Raw genomic sequence first — 17,030 nt, 5'->3', positions numbered from 1 at the left:
CGCCCGGCCGGAACCGGGCGGTCCGACGCGGGCCGACGTCCCTCTCCGTCGTGCCCGCGTCATCTTGATACGCACGAGAGCGTTCCGCTCTGTGTAGCCGATTTCGATCGCCGTATCCGCCGATTCGCCATCTCGCGCGCGAATTTCGGTCAAGTCTCGTTTCTCACTTCCCACTTCGCTGCAAGCCGCCAGGTCGAGCGCTCCGCCTCGATCCGGGGTGCCCGTGCGTGAACACGTCACCCGACGGCCCGGTGCGCGTTGACTCAGCGCACGCAGGCGCCGCTACATTCGGTGACGCCGTGACACACGTTAACAGTCGCCGGCATGACTTACGGGCGGGTACCCTTTCGGTCGCGTTCTGTTCGATCCCCTCCGCCGTAGCCTCGATGATCGATTCACATCATCAACTTCCATTGGACTCCAAAATAAAAATCGTACTCGTTCTATAGACAAGGAAAATCTTACCGGCCACTGTCTATAGCTCGTCCATTTACAAGGCATCCGAGTCCATGGAAGGAGAACATGCCGCCTGCCCTTACTTTCTTCACTTGTTGATCCGGCTTTGCGCGATGGTGCAGCAACCACACGCGCCGCCGATCATCGCAGTTGAAGATGTCACGATCGATCAATACGCGATTCATGGCCCGAAGTGAGCCGATTGGGTCTTTGCCAACTTGGATTGAGGAAATGGCCATGAGCCGACGGGCAATCAGGCACGGTGACGCAACGACGACAGGCGGAATCGTCATCGCTGGCACTGCAAGCATATTCGTGAACAACAAGCACATTGCCTTGGACGGTGACAAAGCGACATGTGGAAATTGCGAGGGAATGTTTCCGATAGCAGGAAGCGCGGTATCCGTCGTCGGTAACGGACGTGCCGTAGCCGTGGAAGGCGACGCTGTACTTTGTCCGTGCGGGCAAAATCTTTTAATCGCGGGAAACGACTGCACGTTTTTCATTGGGAGCGGCGGCCATGGCTCGGCGCCCCCCTTCACTGGATATTCGACATTTTCACCCACACGATACGCACCAGCATCTGACATTCACAACGATCAATTTGTGATCCGCGACGTGAGAACGAAGCAACCGTTAAGCAACGTGCGCTATTGGATCAAGGATCGATCCGGGAGCGTGCTTGCATCCGGCATGAGTGATCGGCACGGTTGTACCGCGCGCGTGCAAACCGAACGCGCGCAGACATTGACGCTTGTGATCGAGGACTGAACGATGGGAAACCGAACTACCGTCGCCGAGACGACAACAAACACCATCGCGGGATCTCAGACATTCGTGGATGTTGATTTGCGACCGATCTGCGAAAACATGACCAATTCGGAATTCCGTGCCGTGTTCGCGAAAGCACAAGCTAAAGCCGTCGAGAAGCTGAGTGTACGCACCATCGCTTTACACCGGTGGTCGCAGTCCGAAAAAGATCGCGTGCTCAAGTGGTTCGGTCGTGACGACGAGAGAACGCGTATGCACCTGCTCACCGGCTTAACGAAAGTGCTTGGCGTCGTTCGAGCGTTCAACGAAAACAATGTCGTTCGAAGCGGCAGCGCTGGAGATTTGGCAACGGGTTGCACGCCTCATCCGCGCGGAACGACTGACGAAGCCGCGCATGTGTGCGCACCAGACACGGCCACACATACCATCGCCATCAGCGCGCGATTCTGCACGATGCGCCCGTGGACCGACGGTGCTGATTCTCATGTATCTACTATCATCCATGAAGCAACTCACTTCCACGACACGATGTCTTCGACAGACGATCAATACACAATCACGCCTTTTCTCGCGCCTTGGGGCCGGTCAAATCCTGACTTGGCAATCCACAATGCCGACAGCATTGCGGGGTATGTTGTCGATGGCGACTAAATTCCTAACCGCCGCAGCGCTCGCGATTTGCTGCGCACACGCAGCGTTCGCCTGTGACGGTGCGTCGAACATGCCGGCCCATTACATCGATATTGTTTTCGATGCGGATTCGAGTGCGATTTCGCCGACGGAACTGTCGAGATTGTCGGCATGGTCAAGCGACATGCACAAGCGCTTTCCGATCATTGATACGGTATGGCTTATCGGGCTCGCCGAACAAACCGAACGCGACGCGCAACGGCTTGCAACGCAACGAGCGGAGAACGTGATGGCTGTTCTGGGTCGGCATTCGATCCGCGGCGAGAAAAGCGCCTTGGCAGGGAAAATTTTCAAGCCGGACGAGTTCGGTCAATCCGGGCGACGCGTTGAAGTGAACGTCAGTCCGGGATGCCCTAACCACTGTTGCCCGAACCTGAATCCCATACCGAGGGCGCAATGACGTACACGCCCCCCCCACGGCGGCGCGCAATGAGGACAGCCTTCCTCCTACCTCGGGCGTTCAGACCATCACCGAAACATGTTCACCATCTCAACCGGCCGCGTCGCTCGCCGCCTCAGGCACCTCCGATGCTGCCGTGCTCTGCTCGATCGTCGACGGCCTGATCTCCGCGATCGGGTCCGATACGCTCGCACCGATCAGTGTCTTGATCTCCTTTGCCGTGTTCGCGCTGTGCTGCGCGAGCGCCCGAAATTGACCACCGAACATCCGCGTAGGCAGACGTTCTTGCTCCACAACGCCGACAGCATCGCGGGGTACGTCGTTGACATTGAATAGGTTCGTCACTGCCGTCGCACTCGCGTTGAGCTGCGCACATACGGCGCTCGCATGCGACGGTCCGTCGAACATGCCCGGTTGGGATTTTGATGTTCGATTCGACAACAATTCGAGCGACCTATCCACCTCCGAGCTGGCGAGACTTTCCGTATGGTCGAACGACATGCGCAATCGCTTCCCCATTGTCGATGTGGTGTCAGTTGTCGGATTGGCCGAACCGACGGAACGAAGCGCGCAAGAGCTTGCACACCGACGTGCAGCGAACGTTAAAGGCGCCTTAGATCAATTTTTGATCCGGGGCGAACGAAATTCGATGATCGCGCGAATCTACAAATTGCCGTTTCCCGCGAGCGAGTTTGACGACAACGGGCGGCGCGTCGAGATCACATTTGGTCCGGGATGCCCCAACCACTGTTGCCCGAACCTGAATCCCATACCCAGAACGCAATGACGTCGCGCGACGCACCCACACCGGCCCGCACAACGCGGGCCGGCTTCCTCCTGCCTAGCACGTTCCCGCGATCACCGAAACACGTTCACAGCCTCCACCAGCCGCGTCGCCTGCTGCTTCAGGCTCTCCGACGCCGCCGTGCTCTGCTCGACGAGCGCCGCGTTCTGCTGCGTGATGTTGTCCAGATGCACGACCGCCTGGTCGACCTGCGCCACGCCCGTGCTTTGCTCAGCCGTCGACGAGCTGATTTCCGCGATCAGATCGGACACGCGCTTCACCTGCGTGACGATGTCCTCCATCGTCTTGCCCGCGCCATCGACGATCCGCGCGCCTGACTCCACCCGCTCGACACTCGCGCCGATCAGCGTCTTGATCTCCTTTGCCGCGTTCGCACTGCGCTGCGCGAGCGCGCGCACTTCGCCCGCGACCACCGCGAAGCCGCGCCCCTGATCGCCAGCCCGCGCCGCCTCCACGGCCGCGTTCAGCGCGAGGATGTTGGTCTGGAACGCGATGCCGTCGATCACGCCGATGATGTCCGATATCTTGCGCGAGCTGTCGGTGATGTCGTTCATCGTCGCGACGACTTCGTTCACCGCCTGCCCGCCGCGCCCGGCCGCTTCACTCGCGGAAACGGACAACTGGTTCGCCTGCAGCGCCGTCTCCGCGTTGCTCGATACGGTCGCCGTCATCTCGGCCATCGACGCGGCCGTCTGCTGCACGCTCGTCGATGCCTGTTCGGTGCGCGCACTCAGGTCGTTGTTGCCCTGCGCGATCTCGTTGCTCGCGCGCTGCACGTTCAGCACCTGTTCGCTGACATCGTCGACGAGCCAGCGGAACATCAGCCCGAGCTGGTTGATCGTGCGCAGCGTCATGCCGATCTCGTCGACGCGATTCATGCGCACGCTGCTGCGGCTCTCGCCGGTCGCGACGCGCAGCGCCTCGTCGCGCAACTGTCGAAGCGGCTGCACGATCTGCGCGTCGAGCCACCACCCGGCGGCCACCGTCACGCCGGCCGCCGCGCCGGCAAACGCGGCCAGTGCGCCGCCAGTCAGCCCGCATGCCCAGCCCGCGCCGACGACGGCCGGCGCCAGCACGCACAGCGTCGAATGCACGCGCGCACGCACCGACATCGTCTGGAACAGCGACGCGACACGCATCACGCCCGTGCGGACGATCAGCCCCTTGTGGAAGCGGCGATTGCCGGCCTTGCCTTCGCGGAATTCGCGATACAGCGCTTCGGCGGCCGCTATCTCGTCGCGCGTCGCCTTCGTGCGCACCGACATATAGCCTTTCGGCTGGCCGTTGCGCATCACCGGAATCGCGTTCGCGCGCACCCAGTAGTGGTCGCCGTTCTTGCGGCGGTTCTTCACAAGCGCGGTCCACGGCTCGCCGCCCTTGAGCGTCGCCCACATGTCGGCGAATGCCTCCTTCGGCATGTCCGGGTGGCGCACGACGTTGTGCGGCTGACCTTCTATTTCCTCGGGAGAAAATCCGCTGACCTGGATGAATGCCGCGTTTGCGTACGTGATGTAGCTATTGGCATCGGTCGTCGACATCAGCGTCGCGTCATCGGGAAAATCGAATTCGCGTTGCGTGACGGGCTGGTTGTTGCGCATGGTGAGGAGCTCCGGATAACGGATCTTGCGTCCGCTTGTCGATTGATTCGAGACCCGCGCATGGCGGTCGATCCGCATGCGCGATGGTCTGGCTCCTGCGCTTTCGGCAAATTTTCCGGAAACATTATGGTGTATTCGGGAAAATATGCATTAAAGATGCATCATCTTGTCTTTACCGAATGATTTGTTTATGGATGAAACGAAACACCACACTGGACAACGGTTTGACGAACATTCGTCTGACCATTGATTACAATTCAGTCGGTTCGATTTAATGCACAAACGAAAATCACAAATAAGAATATTTCTCGTTTGACGAGATTTGATTGAATCGAAAAACCTGAATGCGTATTGCGCGCGACGTTCGGGATTCATCCATCAGGCCAGCCCGTCGCGCACGCTTGCAGCGATCACCTGAACACGTTCACCGCATCCACGAGACGCGTCGCCTGCTGCTTCAGGCTCTCCGATGCCGCCGTGCTCTGTTCGACGAGCGCCGCATTCTGCTGCGTGATGTTGTCCAGATGCACGACCGCCTGGTCGACCTGCGCGACGCCCGTGCTCTGTTCGGCCGTCGACGAGCTGATTTCAGCGATCAGATCGGACACGCGCTTCACCTGCGTGACGATGTCTTCCATCGTCCTGCCGGCCTCGTCCACGCGCCGTGCGCCCGACTCGACGCGCTCGACGCTCGCGCCGATCAGCGTCTTGATCTCCTTCGCCGCATTCGCGCTGCGCTGCGCGAGCGCACGCACCTCGCCGGCGACCACCGCGAAACCGCGCCCCTGTTCACCCGCACGCGCGGCTTCGACTGCCGCATTCAACGCGAGGATGTTGGTCTGGAATGCGATGCCGTCGATCACGCCGATGATGTCGGCGATCCTGCGCGAGCTGTCGGTGATGTCGCTCATCGTCGTGACGACCTCGCTGACCGCCTGCCCACCGCGCTCGGCCGCGTCGCTCGCCGACACCGACAGCTGATTCGCCTGCAGCGCCGTCTCCGCGTTGCTCGACACGGTCGCCGTCATCTCGGCCATCGATGCGGCCGTCTCCTGCACGCTCGACGCGGCCTGCTCGGTGCGCGCGCTCAAGTCGCTGTTACCCTGCGCGATCTCGTTGCTCGCGCGCTGCACGTTGTGCACCTGCTCGCTGACATCGTCGACGAGCCAGCGGAACATCAGCCCGAGCTGATTGATCGTGCGCAGCGTCATGCCGATCTCGTCGACGCGGTTCATCCGCACGCCGCGCCGGCTTTCACCGGTCGCGACGTTCAGCGCCTGCTCGTGCAACCGCTTCAACGGTTGCACGATCTGCGCATCGAGCCACCAGCCGGCCGCAGCCGCCGCGCCGACCGTCGCACCGGCAAACGCCGCGAGCCCGCCGCCGGTCAGCCCGCATGCCCAGCCCGCGCCGACGACGGCCGGCGCCAGCACGCACAGCGCTGAATGCACGCGCGCGCGCACCGACATGGTCTGCGGCAGCGACGCGATGCGCAGCAGCCCCGTGCGGATCACGAGCCCCTTGTGGAACCGGCGCTGGCCGGCCTTGCCTTCGCGAAACGCGCGATACAGCGCTTCGGCGGCCGCGGTCTCGTCGCCTGGGGCCTTCGTGCGCACCGACATATAGCCCTGCGGCTCGCCGTTGCGCATCACCGGAATCGCGTTCGCGCGCACCCAGTAGTGGTCGCCGTTCTTGCGGCGGTTCTTCACGAGCGCGGTCCACGGCTCGCCGCGCTTCAGCGTCGCCCACATGTCGGCGAACGCCTCGCGCGGCATGTCCGGGTGGCGCACGGCATTGTGCGGCTGGCCGACGAGCTCCTCGTTCGAGAAGCCGCTCACCTGCGAGAACGTCGTGTTCGCGTAGGTGATATAGCTGTCGGCATCGGTCGTCGACATCAGCGTGACGTCGTCGGGAAAATCGAATTCCTGTTGGGTAACGGGCTGGTTATTGCGCATGCAAGGCTCCGAAAGGCGGATCTGTTGTCCGCGCCGCGCTGAAATCACGCTCAGTAGCCGAAAAACGGTTGATCGCTTTACGACACTCTCGTCCCTACTGTCGGCAATTCGGTGGAAAACCTTAATCCTGCCGCGCATAAAATATGCAACCCGGCCATTGCCATGATTTCGATCAAATAAACCGGCGATAATCGCCGCTCGCATTTGTCCGCCTGTCACGACGCGCCGTCCGGCGTGCCAGTGCCGGTATCCGTTGCACGCGGCGAAACGATTTGACCTATCCTGCTCCATTCCACCGGAATTCGAATTCGATGAAAAAGGCATTGCACGAACTGAACCGGCTGTCGTGGAATACGGCGACGGTCGCGCATAACAGCCATAAAGGCGATCAGGCTGCGTTTTTCCGCGATGGCGGCTCGACGCTGTTTCCGGAAGAACGCGAACTGCTCGGCGATCTCGCGGGCCTGCGGCTCTTGCACCTGCAATGCAACGCGGGACAGGACACGCTGAGCCTCGTGCGCGAAGGCGCGGATGCCACCGGTGTCGATATCTCCGACGAGGCGATCGGCTTCGCGCGGCAACTATCGGCCGACGCGCGCCTGCCCGCGCGGTTCGAGCGCGCCGACGTGCTCGACTGGATGCCGGAAGCAGCCGCGCGCGGCGAGCGCTTCGATCGCGTGTTCACGTCGTACGGCGCAATCTGCTGGCTGTCCGACCTGAACGCGTGGGCGCGCGGGATCGCCGCGCTGCTCGCGCCGGGCGGCCGCTTCGCGATGGTCGAATTCCATCCGTTCGCACTGTATTTCGACGAACACTGGCAGCCGCACTACGACTACTTCAGGCGCGATGCGACCGAGGAGCCCACCGGCGTCGGCGATTACGTCGCGGCGTCCGGCACGGGGCTCGGCGCGCAGCACGACCACCCGGGCGTCGTCGATTTCGCGAACCCGCATCCGAGCTACGAGTTCATGTGGGGCATCGGCGACGTGGTGAATGCGCTCGTGTCGGCCGGGCTCGCGATCGACCGCCTGAACGAATATCCGTACGCGAATGGCTGGAAGGGCTTCGACGGCATGCGCGAGCTGGACGGTCACCGGATGGTGCCGCCCGACGGCATGCCGCGCCTGCCGCTGATGTACGCGATCGCCGCGCACCGGGTGGCCGCATGACGCGCCCCACCGCCGCCGAGCGCGACGCGCTGTCCGCCCGCGCGCTCGAGCGCGACGATGTGCCGCTCGTGTGGACCATCGACCGGCGCGAAATCATCGAGCACCTGTATGTGCTGCGCGACGGCGCTTTGCACCTCGTGCCCGAGTTCTACGACGTTGCCGGCTGGCCTGACGGCGAAGCCGACCACTACACGCCGATTCTGCTCGACTGCCACGACCGCGGCGGCTGGTTCCTCGGCAGGTTCGACGGGGCGCGGCTCGTCGCGGCGGTGATCATCGACAGCCGGCCGCTCGGCCCGCAACGCGACATGCTGCAGCTGAAGTTCCTGCACGTGAGCCACGACTGGCGCGGCTGCGGGCTCGGCAAGCAGCTCTACCGCGTGGCCCGGGCACAGGCGCGCGCGATGGGTGCCGAACGCCTGTACGTGTCGGCCACGCCGTCGCAGCGCACGATCGACTTCTACCTGCGGCTCGGCTTCACGGTCAGCGCTTGGCCCGACCCCGAACTTTACGCGCTCGAACCCGACGACATTCATCTGGAAGGGCCGGCGGCCTGACGGTCCGGCGCGCGGATGAAGCGTAGAATTTCCCGCTCTGCCGCAGCCGCCATCAGCCGTCAGCCGTCAGCCATCACGGAGCACGACATTGAAGAATGACCCGCAGCCGCACGCCACGCCGAAAATTCTCGTCAGCATGTGCGTGGTCGGCCATCCGGTCCGTTACAACGGTTCGGCCAAGACCGCCGCGCACGACGCACTCGAACGGTGGCAACGCGAAGGGCGTCTCGTACCCGTCTGCCCGGAACTGGCCGGCGGCTTCAGCGTGCCGCGCCCGCCCGCCGAAATCACCGGCGGCGAATCGGGGCAGCAGGTGTTGTCGGGGGCCGCACGCATCGTCGACGTGAACGGCACCGACGTGACGGCGCCGTTCGTCTCCGGCGCGCACACCGCGCTGGCACTCGCGCAAGCGCACGATTGCCGCTTCGCGATCCTCGCCGACGGCAGCCCGTCGTGCGGCAGCACGTTCATCTATGACGGAAGTTTCGCGAACCGGCGGCACGTGGGTGCCGGGGTGACGGCGGCGTTGCTGCGCGAGCACGGCATCGAGGTGTTCGCTGACACCGAAATCGATGCGCTAGACGCGCGCCTCAGGCAGCTTTCCGAAGCCGGTTAACGACGATGGGCGGCACGAGACTCCTCGTGCCGCCCATCGTTGCGAAGCTGAACGGCGGTGAAGCGGCACATGTCCGGCCGCTTCACCACGTCACGCCGATCAGACGCGTTCGATCGCGATCGCAATGCCCTGGCCGACGCCGATGCACATCGTGCACAGCGCGAAGCGGCCGTTCGTGCGATGCAGCTGGTACATCGCGGTCGTCACGAGGCGCGCACCCGATGCGCCGAGCGGGTGGCCGAGCGCGATCGCGCCGCCGTTCGGGTTCACGCGAGGATCGTCATCGGCGACGCCGAGCATGCGCAGCACGGCGAGACCCTGCGATGCGAACGCCTCGTTCAGCTCGATCACGTCGAACTGGTCGATCGTCATCCCGAGCCGCGCGAGCAGCTTCTGCGTGGCCGGTGCCGGGCCGATACCCATCACGCGCGGTGCGACGCCAGCCGTCGCGATGCCGAGCACGCGTGCACGCGGCGTCAGGCCGAAGCGCTTCGCCGTTTCCTCGTTCGCAAGCAGCAGCGCGGCGGCGCCGTCGTTGACGCCCGACGCGTTGCCGGCCGTCACCGAGCCGTCCGGACGCACGACGCCCTTCAGCTTCGCGAGCGCTTCGAGCGACGTTTCACGCGGATGCTCGTCACGCGAGAAGACGACCGGATCACCCTTCTTCTGCGGAATCGTGACAGCGACGATTTCCTCGGCGAGCGTGCCGTCCTGCTGCGCGCGCGCGGCCTTCTGCTGGCTGCGCAGTGCGAACAGATCCTGGTCCGCGCGGCTGATGTTGTAGTCGACCGCGACGTTCTCGCCCGTCTCCGGCATCGAATCGACGCCGTACAACTGTTTCATCAGCGGATTGACGAAGCGCCAGCCGATCGTCGTATCGAAGATGTCGGCCTGGCGCGCGAACGCGCTGGCGGCCTTGCCCATCACGAACGGCGCGCGCGTCATGCTCTCGACGCCGCCTGCAACCATCAGCGCGGCTTCGCCCGACTTGATCGCGCGTGCGGCCACGCCGACCGCATCCATCCCGGAACCGCACAGGCGGTTGATCGTCGAACCCGGCACGCCCTGCGGCAAGCCCGCGAGCAGCGCGGACATGCGCGCGACGTTGCGGTTGTCCTCGCCGGCCTGGTTCGCGCAGCCGTAGATCACGTCGTCGATCGCCGTCCAGTCGACGTCGCGGTTGCGCTCGACGAGCGCCTTGAGCGGCACCGCGCCCAGATCGTCGGCGCGCACGCCGGACAGTGCACCGCCGTAACGCCCGATCGGCGTACGGATCGCATCACACAGAAAAGCTTCGGTCATCAGTGTCTCCGGTCCCAGGAAGGCTGGGAAATGAACAGGGCGCGCCCCTTGCATTGCCCGCCGGGATGCGCTTAAATGTTCTATATACGAACATAAGATCGTGTATCGAACGTTCAACGCATCATAGGGAGTGCAGGGACGACCTGTCAAGCACGCGGTCCGCCGCGCGGTTGGCGTGTCAGGCCCCATGCGCTATCTTCTCGGCTGCACGACATTCCTGGCGCTCATGACAACCGAAGACACTCAGACGAAACCCGGCGACTCCTATGTGCAGTCGTTCGCACGCGGCCTCGCGGTGATCCGCGCGTTCGACGCGACACGCCCCGAGCAGACGCTCACCGAAGTCGCGTCGGCCACCGGGCTCACGCGCGCGGGCGCGCGCCGGATCCTGCTCACGCTGCAGACGCTCGGCTATGTCGAGGCCGACGGCCGGCTGTTCCGGCTCACGCCGAAGATCCTCGAGCTCGGATTCGCGTATCTCACGTCGATGCCGTTCTGGAATCTGGCCGACCCCGTGATGGAGCAGCTGTCCGCGCAGATCCACGAAAGCTGCTCGGCCGCGGTGCTCGACCGAACCGAGATCGTCTACGTGCTGCGCGTGCCGACGCACAAGATCATGACGATCAACCTGTCGATCGGCAGCCGGCTGCCCGCGTACTGTACGTCGATGGGCCGCGTGCTGCTGTCCGCGCTCGACGACGCTGCGCTCGACGAAACGCTTGCGCAGAGCGGCATCCGCGCGCATACGCCGCGCACGATCACGGATCTCGTCGAACTGAAGGCGACGATCGCGCAGGTGCGCCAGCAGGGCTGGGCCGTGGTCGACCAGGAACTCGAAGTGGGCCTGATGTCGCTGTCCGCGCCGATCCGCAACCGGCGCGGGCAGATCATCGCGGCGATGAACATCAGCGGCAACGCGCAGCGCCACACCGCGAAGCAGATGGTGAAGGAGTTTCTCGGGCCGCTGCAGCAGGCCGCGCAGACGGTGTCGGAGCTGGTGGCGCGGCGGGGGTGATTACGAGCTGTCACGCTCGGCAACGATGAATCCGTCGCCGCCCCGCCGGTTCTTCGACACGGGCGGCGCGGCATCGGCGCCCGGTATCGTCGCCAGCACCGAGCCGGCACAGGTGTACCAATACCGGGGAAGATTCGCCAGACACTGTCTGGCGAATTGGCCAGGTCAGGAAGAACGACCGCATCTGCTGCAAGTTCTGGCGACTGAACCCGCGACCGAACCGTCCGGTGAGGTCACTCGCCAGCCGCTCGATCAACTGCTCGCCGTAACCTGCACGCCGCCGCCCCTGCTGTTCGGCCTCCACGATGCGGCGACCAATTTCCCAATAACTCGCCGTCATCAGCGCATTGACTTTGCGGGCTGCCGCATGGCGTGCGGCCTCCAGCAATTCGACGATGCCACCGTGGACGCCGGCATAGCCGGCCGGCACGACAGATTTTTTCGCGGTTGTCATGGAAAGCGTCCTGTTGCCCATGCGGTCACCTCCGCGGAACACGAAAATAACCGCGCAACACAATCTAGTGAGGGGACAAGACCCGGTCGATCTGACACGAACGAAATTGCGCTGCACCGGTAGGACACCATACCGCCCACACGCCAAGCACCATGCTAGCTCGTACCAGCACCGTGCCCGACGCGCGGTCGAGCGGCGCGTGCTCGCCGCGCTCCACGCCGCCTCACGCCACCTCGGCGAGTGCATCAGCGTCACGCTCCGCATGTTCGTCAGGTGGAACAGACGGTTTCAGAACGGGTGGCAACCCACGGTTGAGCGAACGCCGTACACCCGCCGTCGACAGCGGCTCGCTACTGCCCGCTCAAAACAAGTGATGAATACCCGCGACAATTGCAAGCTGCCGCTGCGTGCCCGACGCGCCGATCGCGAAGATAGCAGCGCGCGCCGCCGTGCTCCCCGTCGCCTGCTGCGCAATCACATGCAGGTACCCCTGCGTACGCTTCGACAACGCATACACATCCCCTAGCGAGGCTGACAGATAGCGGCGGCCGATGAACGACGTCGTCGACAGTCCCCCGCCCACGGCATTGGCCGGCGTCGCCTGCCACGTGGCGCCCGCGTCGAATGTGCGGTACGAATCCGTCTGCGTGCCGGCCTTCAGCCTCACGTAGGTGTACAGCGCGTGCAGCCGCACTTTGCCCCAGTCGTAGCGTGCGCCGATGCCCGCGTTCTCAACCTTGTCAGCCACGTACGACAGTGCCGGGCGCCCCCGGAACGTCGACAGGCCGAGGCCCGCGGTCGTATCGCCGAGCATCGGGCCGAGCGCGCGGTCGTGCTCGTTGACGTAAGCGGCGGCCAGCCCGACCGGTCCGTTCACGTAATCGATACCGGCCCCCGCAATGCGTCCGCTCGAGAAATTGCCGGGCACGCCACCGAGCCCGAACAGCAGTCCGACCCTCAACCCCGACAACGCGGGAGATCGGTATTTCACGACATTGCTCTCCTGCGCCGACGTCGTCTCGACCAGCCCGTCGAGGTTGCCCGGATGCGCCGCAAGCAGGTTCGACGACTGAAAGCCGTTGCCCATCGGCGCGAGCCAGTCATAGTTGAACGCGGTCTGCTGGCCAAGCGTGATCGTCCCGGCCCGCTCCGACGACAATCCGACGTACGCCTGCCGATTGAACAGCGTGCCGCTGCGCATCAGCGCGCCCGTGTTGGTCGCGAAGCCGTTCTCGAGCCGGAACACCGCGCGCCAGCCGGCGCCAAGTTCCTCGTTGCCCAGAAAGCCGATGCGGTCGGGCTGCATCACGCCCTGCAGCATCGCGACCTGTGGGCTGCCCGCGCGATTGTTCACATACGCAACGCCGGCGTCCAGGCTGCCGTACAGCGTCACGCTGCTCTGTGCATGGGCGGCGCTTATTGCCACAGTATTCAGCATGACTAAAATCATGGCCGCGCGGCCGCGGCGTTCCGACGTCTGCATCGGGGTCTCCTCGTTGCGTGGGGAATGCGATCGCTTGCGCTTATTCGACGGCTTTCGCATAGCCGCCCACACGGGTGTAACGCAGCCCCATCGCACCGATCGCGACGGCGGCACAGACGATCGGCACGATCAGCATCATGAAGACGCCCGACAGCCCCATCGCACTCGCCATCACCAGCGCGCCGACGAACGAGCCCGCGATCGCGCCGAGCCGGCCGACACCGAGCGCCCAACTCACGCCCGTCACACGGCTGCCGGTCGGATAGAAATCGGCCGCGAGCGCATTGGCCCCGGTTTGCGAGCCGGCGACGCCGAAGCCGATTCCGAAGATGCCGATGCACAGCGACGGCAGGTCGTCGTAGTGCCAGGCGACGAGGAACACGCACAGCGCACTGGCGAGATAGGCAGCCACCAGCACCGCGTACGCATTGAAACGGTCCATCGCACGCCCGAGCAGAATCGCGCCGACCGTGCCGCCCAGTTGGAACATCGCGGTGACGATCGCCGCTTGGGCGAGATCGAAGCCCGCTTCGCGAAACAGGCTCGGCAGCCAGTTGGTGACAAGATAGACGATCAGCAGGTTCATCCAGAACGCACACCACAGCGCGAGCGTGCCGAACCGCAGCGGCCGCGCGAACAGTTGCGACACGGGCGAGCGCGCCGAGACGCTCGCCGGCTCGTCCGCGACGAAGCACTGCGCGCCGTCCGGCGCATCGTGCGACATGCGGCGCAGCACCACTGCGATCTGCGCGGCCGGCGCGCGCCGATAAATCAGGAAACGGATCGATTCAGGCAACGCTGCAAGCATCACGAGCCCGAGCGCGATCGGCAGCACGCCGCCGATGACGAACATCGCATGCCAGCCGTAACGCGGAATCACGTGCGCGGCGATGAATCCCGCCGCCGCGGATCCGAACGTGAAACCGCAGAACATCGTCGTGACGACCAGCGCACGGCGGGCGCGCGGGCTGTACTCGGACGTCATCGCGATCGCGTTCGGCATCGCCGCGCCCAGGCCGACGCCAGTCAGGAAACGCAGCACCGTCAGCGAATGCATCTCCGGCGCGATCGCGCACAGCGTGCTGAAGAGGCCGAAGGACAGTACCGAGCCGACCAGCAGGCGCTTGCGGCCGAACCGGTCGCCGAGCGGCCCGGCGAGGAACGCGCCCGCCGCGAGACCGACCAGGCCGGACGCCAACAGCAGCGTGATGCCTGCCGTACCGGCATGCCAGTCGCCGCGCAGCGCGGGCACGACGAAGCCGATCAGCGCTGTGTCGAGACCATCGAGCGCAACCACGGCGAAACATTGCAAGGCAATCGCCAGCTGGAAGCGTGAGAACGGCAGCGCGTCGATCCAGCGCTGCACGTCGAATGTGGGTGTGGGTTGCAAGAGGGTGTCTCCTTCGTTTTATCCTGACGGACCGGGCGGCCTGCGCCGGGTCCGTGCATCGGGCATCGGCCGCGGCGGACGACGCGGCACGCCCGTCTGCCGCGGCCGTTGCCAATCGTCCCGATCAACTTCAATCATTCATTCGCACTGCGAACTCCATTCGATACCGCCGAACCGCGTGCCGCCACATATCGCCGGATTGTTCCGACGAATCGGCGACGCCCGCGCCTCTCAGTCCAGCCGGAACAGCCGCTTCGCGTTGTCCCGCCCGATCTTCTCCCGGTCGTTGTCGCCGATCTCGGCGGCGTCGAACCATGCGCTTGCCTCCTCCATCGATTCAAACGGATAGTCGGCAGAGAACAGCACGCGGTCGCTGCCGATCTCGTCGATCGCGTTGCGCATCGCGATCGTGCGGAAATTGCCGCTCGTCGTGACGTAGAAATGCGTGCGGAACGTATCGATGAAGGATCGCTTCGCCTTCACGCCCATCGGATTCTTGCCGTTCGGGGATGCCCAGTGCGACGTGCGCCAGATGTTGTGCAGCGCGAGCTCGCCGAGATGACCGAGGATCACCGTCAGGTTTGGGTGCTCGTCGAACAGGCCGCTGCCGATCAGGCGAAGCGCATGCACACCCGTTTCGCGTGAAAACTCCCACGCCGGCCCCATCAACCAAGGATGGCCTTCGATCGCCAGTTGCTGGCTCGGCAGCGGATTGCGCGGGTGCAGGTAGAACGGTACGTCGAGCCGCGCAACCTCGGCCCAGAACGGCCGGAATTGCGGCAGATCGTAGTAGGTCGCGTTGTCGGCGTGGCCGATCTGCGAGAAGCCGTTGACGAGCGCGCCCTTGAAACCGAGTTCGGTCACCGCACGCGCCAGCTCGCGCGCGGCGGCATCCGGGTCCTGCAGCGGCAACGCGGCAAACGCGCCGAAGCGGTCCGGCCGGCGCGCGACCTGTTCGGCCAGCAGGTCGTTCGCGCGCCGCGCGACGTCGATCGCACGGCCCGTGTCGGTGATCGCCTGGACGGCCGGCGCGTTCAGCGACAGGATCGCGTAGCCGATCCCGCATGCATCCATGCGCTCGACGCGCTCCTCCTGCACGTCGAGCAGCTGACGGCGTCGCGCCGGCCAGATGTCGGCGGTAAAGTAGTGTTCGGAATCGCCGATCGTGTCCGGCGTGGCAAAGTGCTCCTCGAGTGCGATCTTGTCCCGCATGCTGCCTCCTGTGATGTCCGGGCCGCCGCGCCACTGTGGCGCGGCGTATCGGAACCAGCATAGGAGGACCGCGGCGCCCTGTTAAATTGCGGCGTTGAATACCGTCATTCACGGCATCTATACCCGCCTACCGACCGACGCGATGGAACACGACCCCGATCTGCGCAACATCGACCTGAACCTGCTGCTCGTGTTCGATGTGCTGTATCGCACACGCAGCACGACCCGCGCGGCGGACGCGCTGCACCTCACGCAACCGTCGGTCAGCAACGCGCTGAAGCGGCTGCGCACGCTGTTCGACGACGCGCTGTTCGTCAAAACGGCCGACGGCATGCAGCCCACGCCGCGCGCGGACGCTATTGCAGCACGCGTCGACGAGGGACTCGCCTCGCTGCGCACCGCGCTGCAGGCCGGCCGCGCATTCGACCCGGCCACGTCGACCCGCACCTTCCGCCTGTACACGAGCGATCTCGGGCAGGCGATCTTCATGCCGCCACTCGTCGCGCACCTGCGCCAGGTGGCACCCGGCATCCGGATCGTCACGGCCGATCCGCCGCTCGATGCCGCACAGCAGATGATGAAGCTCGGGCAGATCGACCTCGCGCTCGGCATGTTCACCGGGCTGCACGCCGATTTCCATCAGCAGCGGCTGTTCCACGAAACCTACGTGGCGCTCGTGCGCAACGACCATCCGACGATCGGCGACGCTCACAGCCGAGCAGTTCTTCGCGGCCGACCATGTGAGCTACACGCCGACGGCCGGCAGCCACGCGCACTTCGAAGCGGCGCTTTATGCGCTGTCGCCGCATGCCGGCAGCACACGCCATGTCGTGCTGCAGCTCGCACATTCGTTCGGACTGGAACGCATCGTGTCGTCGAGCGACCTCGTCGCGTGCATTCCGAGCCGCCTCGCCCGCGTGCTGTCGCGGCTGCAGGACGTGCGTGCCGTGCCGTTACCGTTCGACACGGCGCCGGCCGACATCGCGCAGTTCTGGCACGAACGCTACCAGCGTGACGAAGGGCATCAGTGGCTGCGCACGCTCGTCTACGACCTGTTTCACGACCTTCGCCTCAGTGCGTTGCCGTAAGCGCACCACAAAAAAAACGGGCAACCCAGGGCTGCCCGTATCAACTCCACTTGATTCCAGCGTTCTTCT

15 protein-coding genes and 2 pseudogenes are annotated in these 17,030 nt (G+C 64.5%); 9 read left to right on the top strand and 8 right to left on the bottom strand.

What is annotated here, in order from left to right; all coding sequences use genetic code 11:
* Nucleotides 1-509: 509 nt before the first annotated feature.
* The 4 genes from KEC55_RS28330 to KEC55_RS28315 are packed head-to-tail and all read left to right on the top strand — an operon-like array spanning nt 510 to nt 2,317.
* A complete protein-coding gene (locus KEC55_RS28330; protein WP_282508421.1) occupies nt 510-653 on the top strand; it encodes a hypothetical protein in 144 nt (47 codons plus the stop codon).
* A gap of 40 nt (nt 654-693) precedes the next feature.
* Nucleotides 694-1,227 (top strand): PAAR domain-containing protein, encoded by a 534-nt coding sequence (locus tag KEC55_RS28325; protein ID WP_282508419.1) that lies wholly within the window; start codon nt 694-696, stop codon nt 1,225-1,227.
* Between the two features lie 3 nt (nt 1,228-1,230).
* Entirely contained in the window at nt 1,231-1,878 is a 648-nt protein-coding gene (locus KEC55_RS28320) for a M35 family metallo-endopeptidase (protein ID WP_282508417.1), read from the top strand.
* Nucleotides 1,868-2,317 carry a hypothetical protein gene (locus KEC55_RS28315; protein ID WP_282508415.1) on the top strand — a complete coding sequence of 150 codons (450 nt, stop codon included), beginning with the start codon at nt 1,868-1,870 and terminating at the stop codon, nt 2,315-2,317. Before KEC55_RS28320 ends, KEC55_RS28315 begins: the two co-directional genes overlap by 11 nt.
* A 90-nt stretch (nt 2,318-2,407) precedes the next feature.
* Here KEC55_RS28315 and KEC55_RS28310 read toward each other — a convergent pair whose 3' ends face one another.
* The 3 genes from KEC55_RS28310 to KEC55_RS28300 all read right to left on the bottom strand — a co-directional run bounded on the left by KEC55_RS28310 (nt 2,408) and on the right by KEC55_RS28300 (nt 6,675).
* Nucleotides 2,408-2,818, bottom strand: a complete 411-nt coding sequence (locus KEC55_RS28310) for a hypothetical protein (protein ID WP_282508414.1) — start codon at nt 2,816-2,818, stop codon at nt 2,408-2,410.
* Nucleotides 2,819-3,175: 357 nt separating this feature from the next.
* Complete coding sequence (locus KEC55_RS28305) at nt 3,176-4,720, bottom strand: methyl-accepting chemotaxis protein (RefSeq protein ID WP_282508412.1); 1,545 nt, start codon at nt 4,718-4,720, stop codon at nt 3,176-3,178.
* A gap of 410 nt (nt 4,721-5,130) precedes the next feature.
* Nucleotides 5,131-6,675 carry a methyl-accepting chemotaxis protein gene (locus KEC55_RS28300; protein WP_282508410.1) on the bottom strand — a complete coding sequence of 515 codons (1,545 nt, stop codon included), beginning with the start codon at nt 6,673-6,675 and terminating at the stop codon, nt 5,131-5,133.
* Nucleotides 6,676-6,986: 311 nt separating this feature from the next.
* On the opposite strand from KEC55_RS28300, the gene KEC55_RS28295 reads away from it, so the two are divergent.
* The 3 genes from KEC55_RS28295 to KEC55_RS28285 all read left to right on the top strand — a co-directional run bounded on the left by KEC55_RS28295 (nt 6,987) and on the right by KEC55_RS28285 (nt 9,017).
* Nucleotides 6,987-7,844, top strand: coding sequence for a class I SAM-dependent methyltransferase (locus KEC55_RS28295; RefSeq protein WP_282508408.1), 858 nt, complete (start codon nt 6,987-6,989; stop codon nt 7,842-7,844).
* Complete coding sequence (locus KEC55_RS28290) at nt 7,841-8,401, top strand: GNAT family N-acetyltransferase (protein ID WP_282508406.1); 561 nt, start codon at nt 7,841-7,843, stop codon at nt 8,399-8,401. The genes KEC55_RS28295 and KEC55_RS28290 overlap by 4 nt, the downstream gene beginning before the upstream one ends.
* 136 nt (nt 8,402-8,537) lie before the next feature.
* Complete coding sequence (locus tag KEC55_RS28285; protein ID WP_432626318.1) at nt 8,538-9,017, top strand: DUF523 domain-containing protein; 480 nt, start codon at nt 8,538-8,540, stop codon at nt 9,015-9,017.
* A 99-nt stretch (nt 9,018-9,116) separates the two neighbouring features.
* Here KEC55_RS28285 and pcaF read toward each other — a convergent pair whose 3' ends face one another.
* Complete coding sequence (gene pcaF, locus KEC55_RS28280; protein WP_282508402.1) at nt 9,117-10,319, bottom strand: 3-oxoadipyl-CoA thiolase; 1,203 nt, start codon at nt 10,317-10,319, stop codon at nt 9,117-9,119.
* A 226-nt stretch (nt 10,320-10,545) separates the two neighbouring features.
* Here pcaF and KEC55_RS28275 point away from each other — a divergent pair, with 226 nt between their 5' ends.
* Complete coding sequence (locus KEC55_RS28275) at nt 10,546-11,334, top strand: IclR family transcriptional regulator (protein WP_282508401.1); 789 nt, start codon at nt 10,546-10,548, stop codon at nt 11,332-11,334.
* Between the two features lie 127 nt (nt 11,335-11,461).
* Here the strand turns inward: KEC55_RS28275 and KEC55_RS28270 are convergent.
* The 4 genes and pseudogenes from KEC55_RS28270 to KEC55_RS28255 form a co-directional block, all read right to left on the bottom strand.
* A pseudogene (locus KEC55_RS28270) lies at nt 11,462-11,788 on the bottom strand (DUF1016 N-terminal domain-containing protein); the annotation flags it as partial.
* A 361-nt stretch (nt 11,789-12,149) separates the two neighbouring features.
* Nucleotides 12,150-13,226, bottom strand: coding sequence for a porin (locus KEC55_RS28265; protein ID WP_282508400.1), 1,077 nt, complete (start codon nt 13,224-13,226; stop codon nt 12,150-12,152).
* Between the two features lie 85 nt (nt 13,227-13,311).
* Nucleotides 13,312-14,661 carry an MFS transporter gene (locus KEC55_RS28260; protein ID WP_282508399.1) on the bottom strand — a complete coding sequence of 450 codons (1,350 nt, stop codon included), beginning with the start codon at nt 14,659-14,661 and terminating at the stop codon, nt 13,312-13,314.
* A gap of 231 nt (nt 14,662-14,892) precedes the next feature.
* The gene (locus KEC55_RS28255) at nt 14,893-15,873 is read right to left on the bottom strand and encodes an amidohydrolase family protein (protein ID WP_176047592.1); all 981 of its coding nucleotides are present in this window, start codon (nt 15,871-15,873) and stop codon (nt 14,893-14,895) included.
* 142 nt (nt 15,874-16,015) lie between these two features.
* Between KEC55_RS28255 and KEC55_RS35145 the strand changes: the two are divergent.
* A pseudogene (locus KEC55_RS35145) lies at nt 16,016-16,961 on the top strand (LysR family transcriptional regulator).
* Nucleotides 16,962-17,030: the final 69 nt, after the last annotated feature.

Source organism: Burkholderia cepacia, assembly GCF_029962485.1.
Taxonomy (GTDB): Bacteria; Pseudomonadota; Gammaproteobacteria; order Burkholderiales; family Burkholderiaceae; genus Burkholderia.
This window is presented reverse-complemented; position numbering and strand designations above follow the sequence as displayed.

Coding starts and splice junctions, on each gene's coding strand:
- KEC55_RS28330 (WP_282508421.1), top strand. CDS start 510: ATGGAAGGAGAACATGCCGCCTGCCCTTACTTTCTTCACTTGTTGATC.
- KEC55_RS28325 (WP_282508419.1), top strand. CDS start 694: ATGAGCCGACGGGCAATCAGGCACGGTGACGCAACGACGACAGGCGGA.
- KEC55_RS28320 (WP_282508417.1), top strand. CDS start 1,231: ATGGGAAACCGAACTACCGTCGCCGAGACGACAACAAACACCATCGCG.
- KEC55_RS28315 (WP_282508415.1), top strand. CDS start 1,868: ATGGCGACTAAATTCCTAACCGCCGCAGCGCTCGCGATTTGCTGCGCA.
- KEC55_RS28310 (WP_282508414.1), bottom strand. CDS start 2,818: ATGTCGTTCGACCATACGGAAAGTCTCGCCAGCTCGGAGGTGGATAGG.
- KEC55_RS28305 (WP_282508412.1), bottom strand. CDS start 4,720: ATGCGCAACAACCAGCCCGTCACGCAACGCGAATTCGATTTTCCCGAT.
- KEC55_RS28300 (WP_282508410.1), bottom strand. CDS start 6,675: ATGCGCAATAACCAGCCCGTTACCCAACAGGAATTCGATTTTCCCGAC.
- KEC55_RS28295 (WP_282508408.1), top strand. CDS start 6,987: ATGAAAAAGGCATTGCACGAACTGAACCGGCTGTCGTGGAATACGGCG.
- KEC55_RS28290 (WP_282508406.1), top strand. CDS start 7,841: ATGACGCGCCCCACCGCCGCCGAGCGCGACGCGCTGTCCGCCCGCGCG.
- KEC55_RS28285 (WP_432626318.1), top strand. CDS start 8,538: ATGTGCGTGGTCGGCCATCCGGTCCGTTACAACGGTTCGGCCAAGACC.
- pcaF (WP_282508402.1), bottom strand. CDS start 10,319: ATGACCGAAGCTTTTCTGTGTGATGCGATCCGTACGCCGATCGGGCGT.
- KEC55_RS28275 (WP_282508401.1), top strand. CDS start 10,546: ATGACAACCGAAGACACTCAGACGAAACCCGGCGACTCCTATGTGCAG.
- KEC55_RS28265 (WP_282508400.1), bottom strand. CDS start 13,226: ATGCTGAATACTGTGGCAATAAGCGCCGCCCATGCACAGAGCAGCGTG.
- KEC55_RS28255 (WP_176047592.1), bottom strand. CDS start 15,873: ATGCGGGACAAGATCGCACTCGAGGAGCACTTTGCCACGCCGGACACG.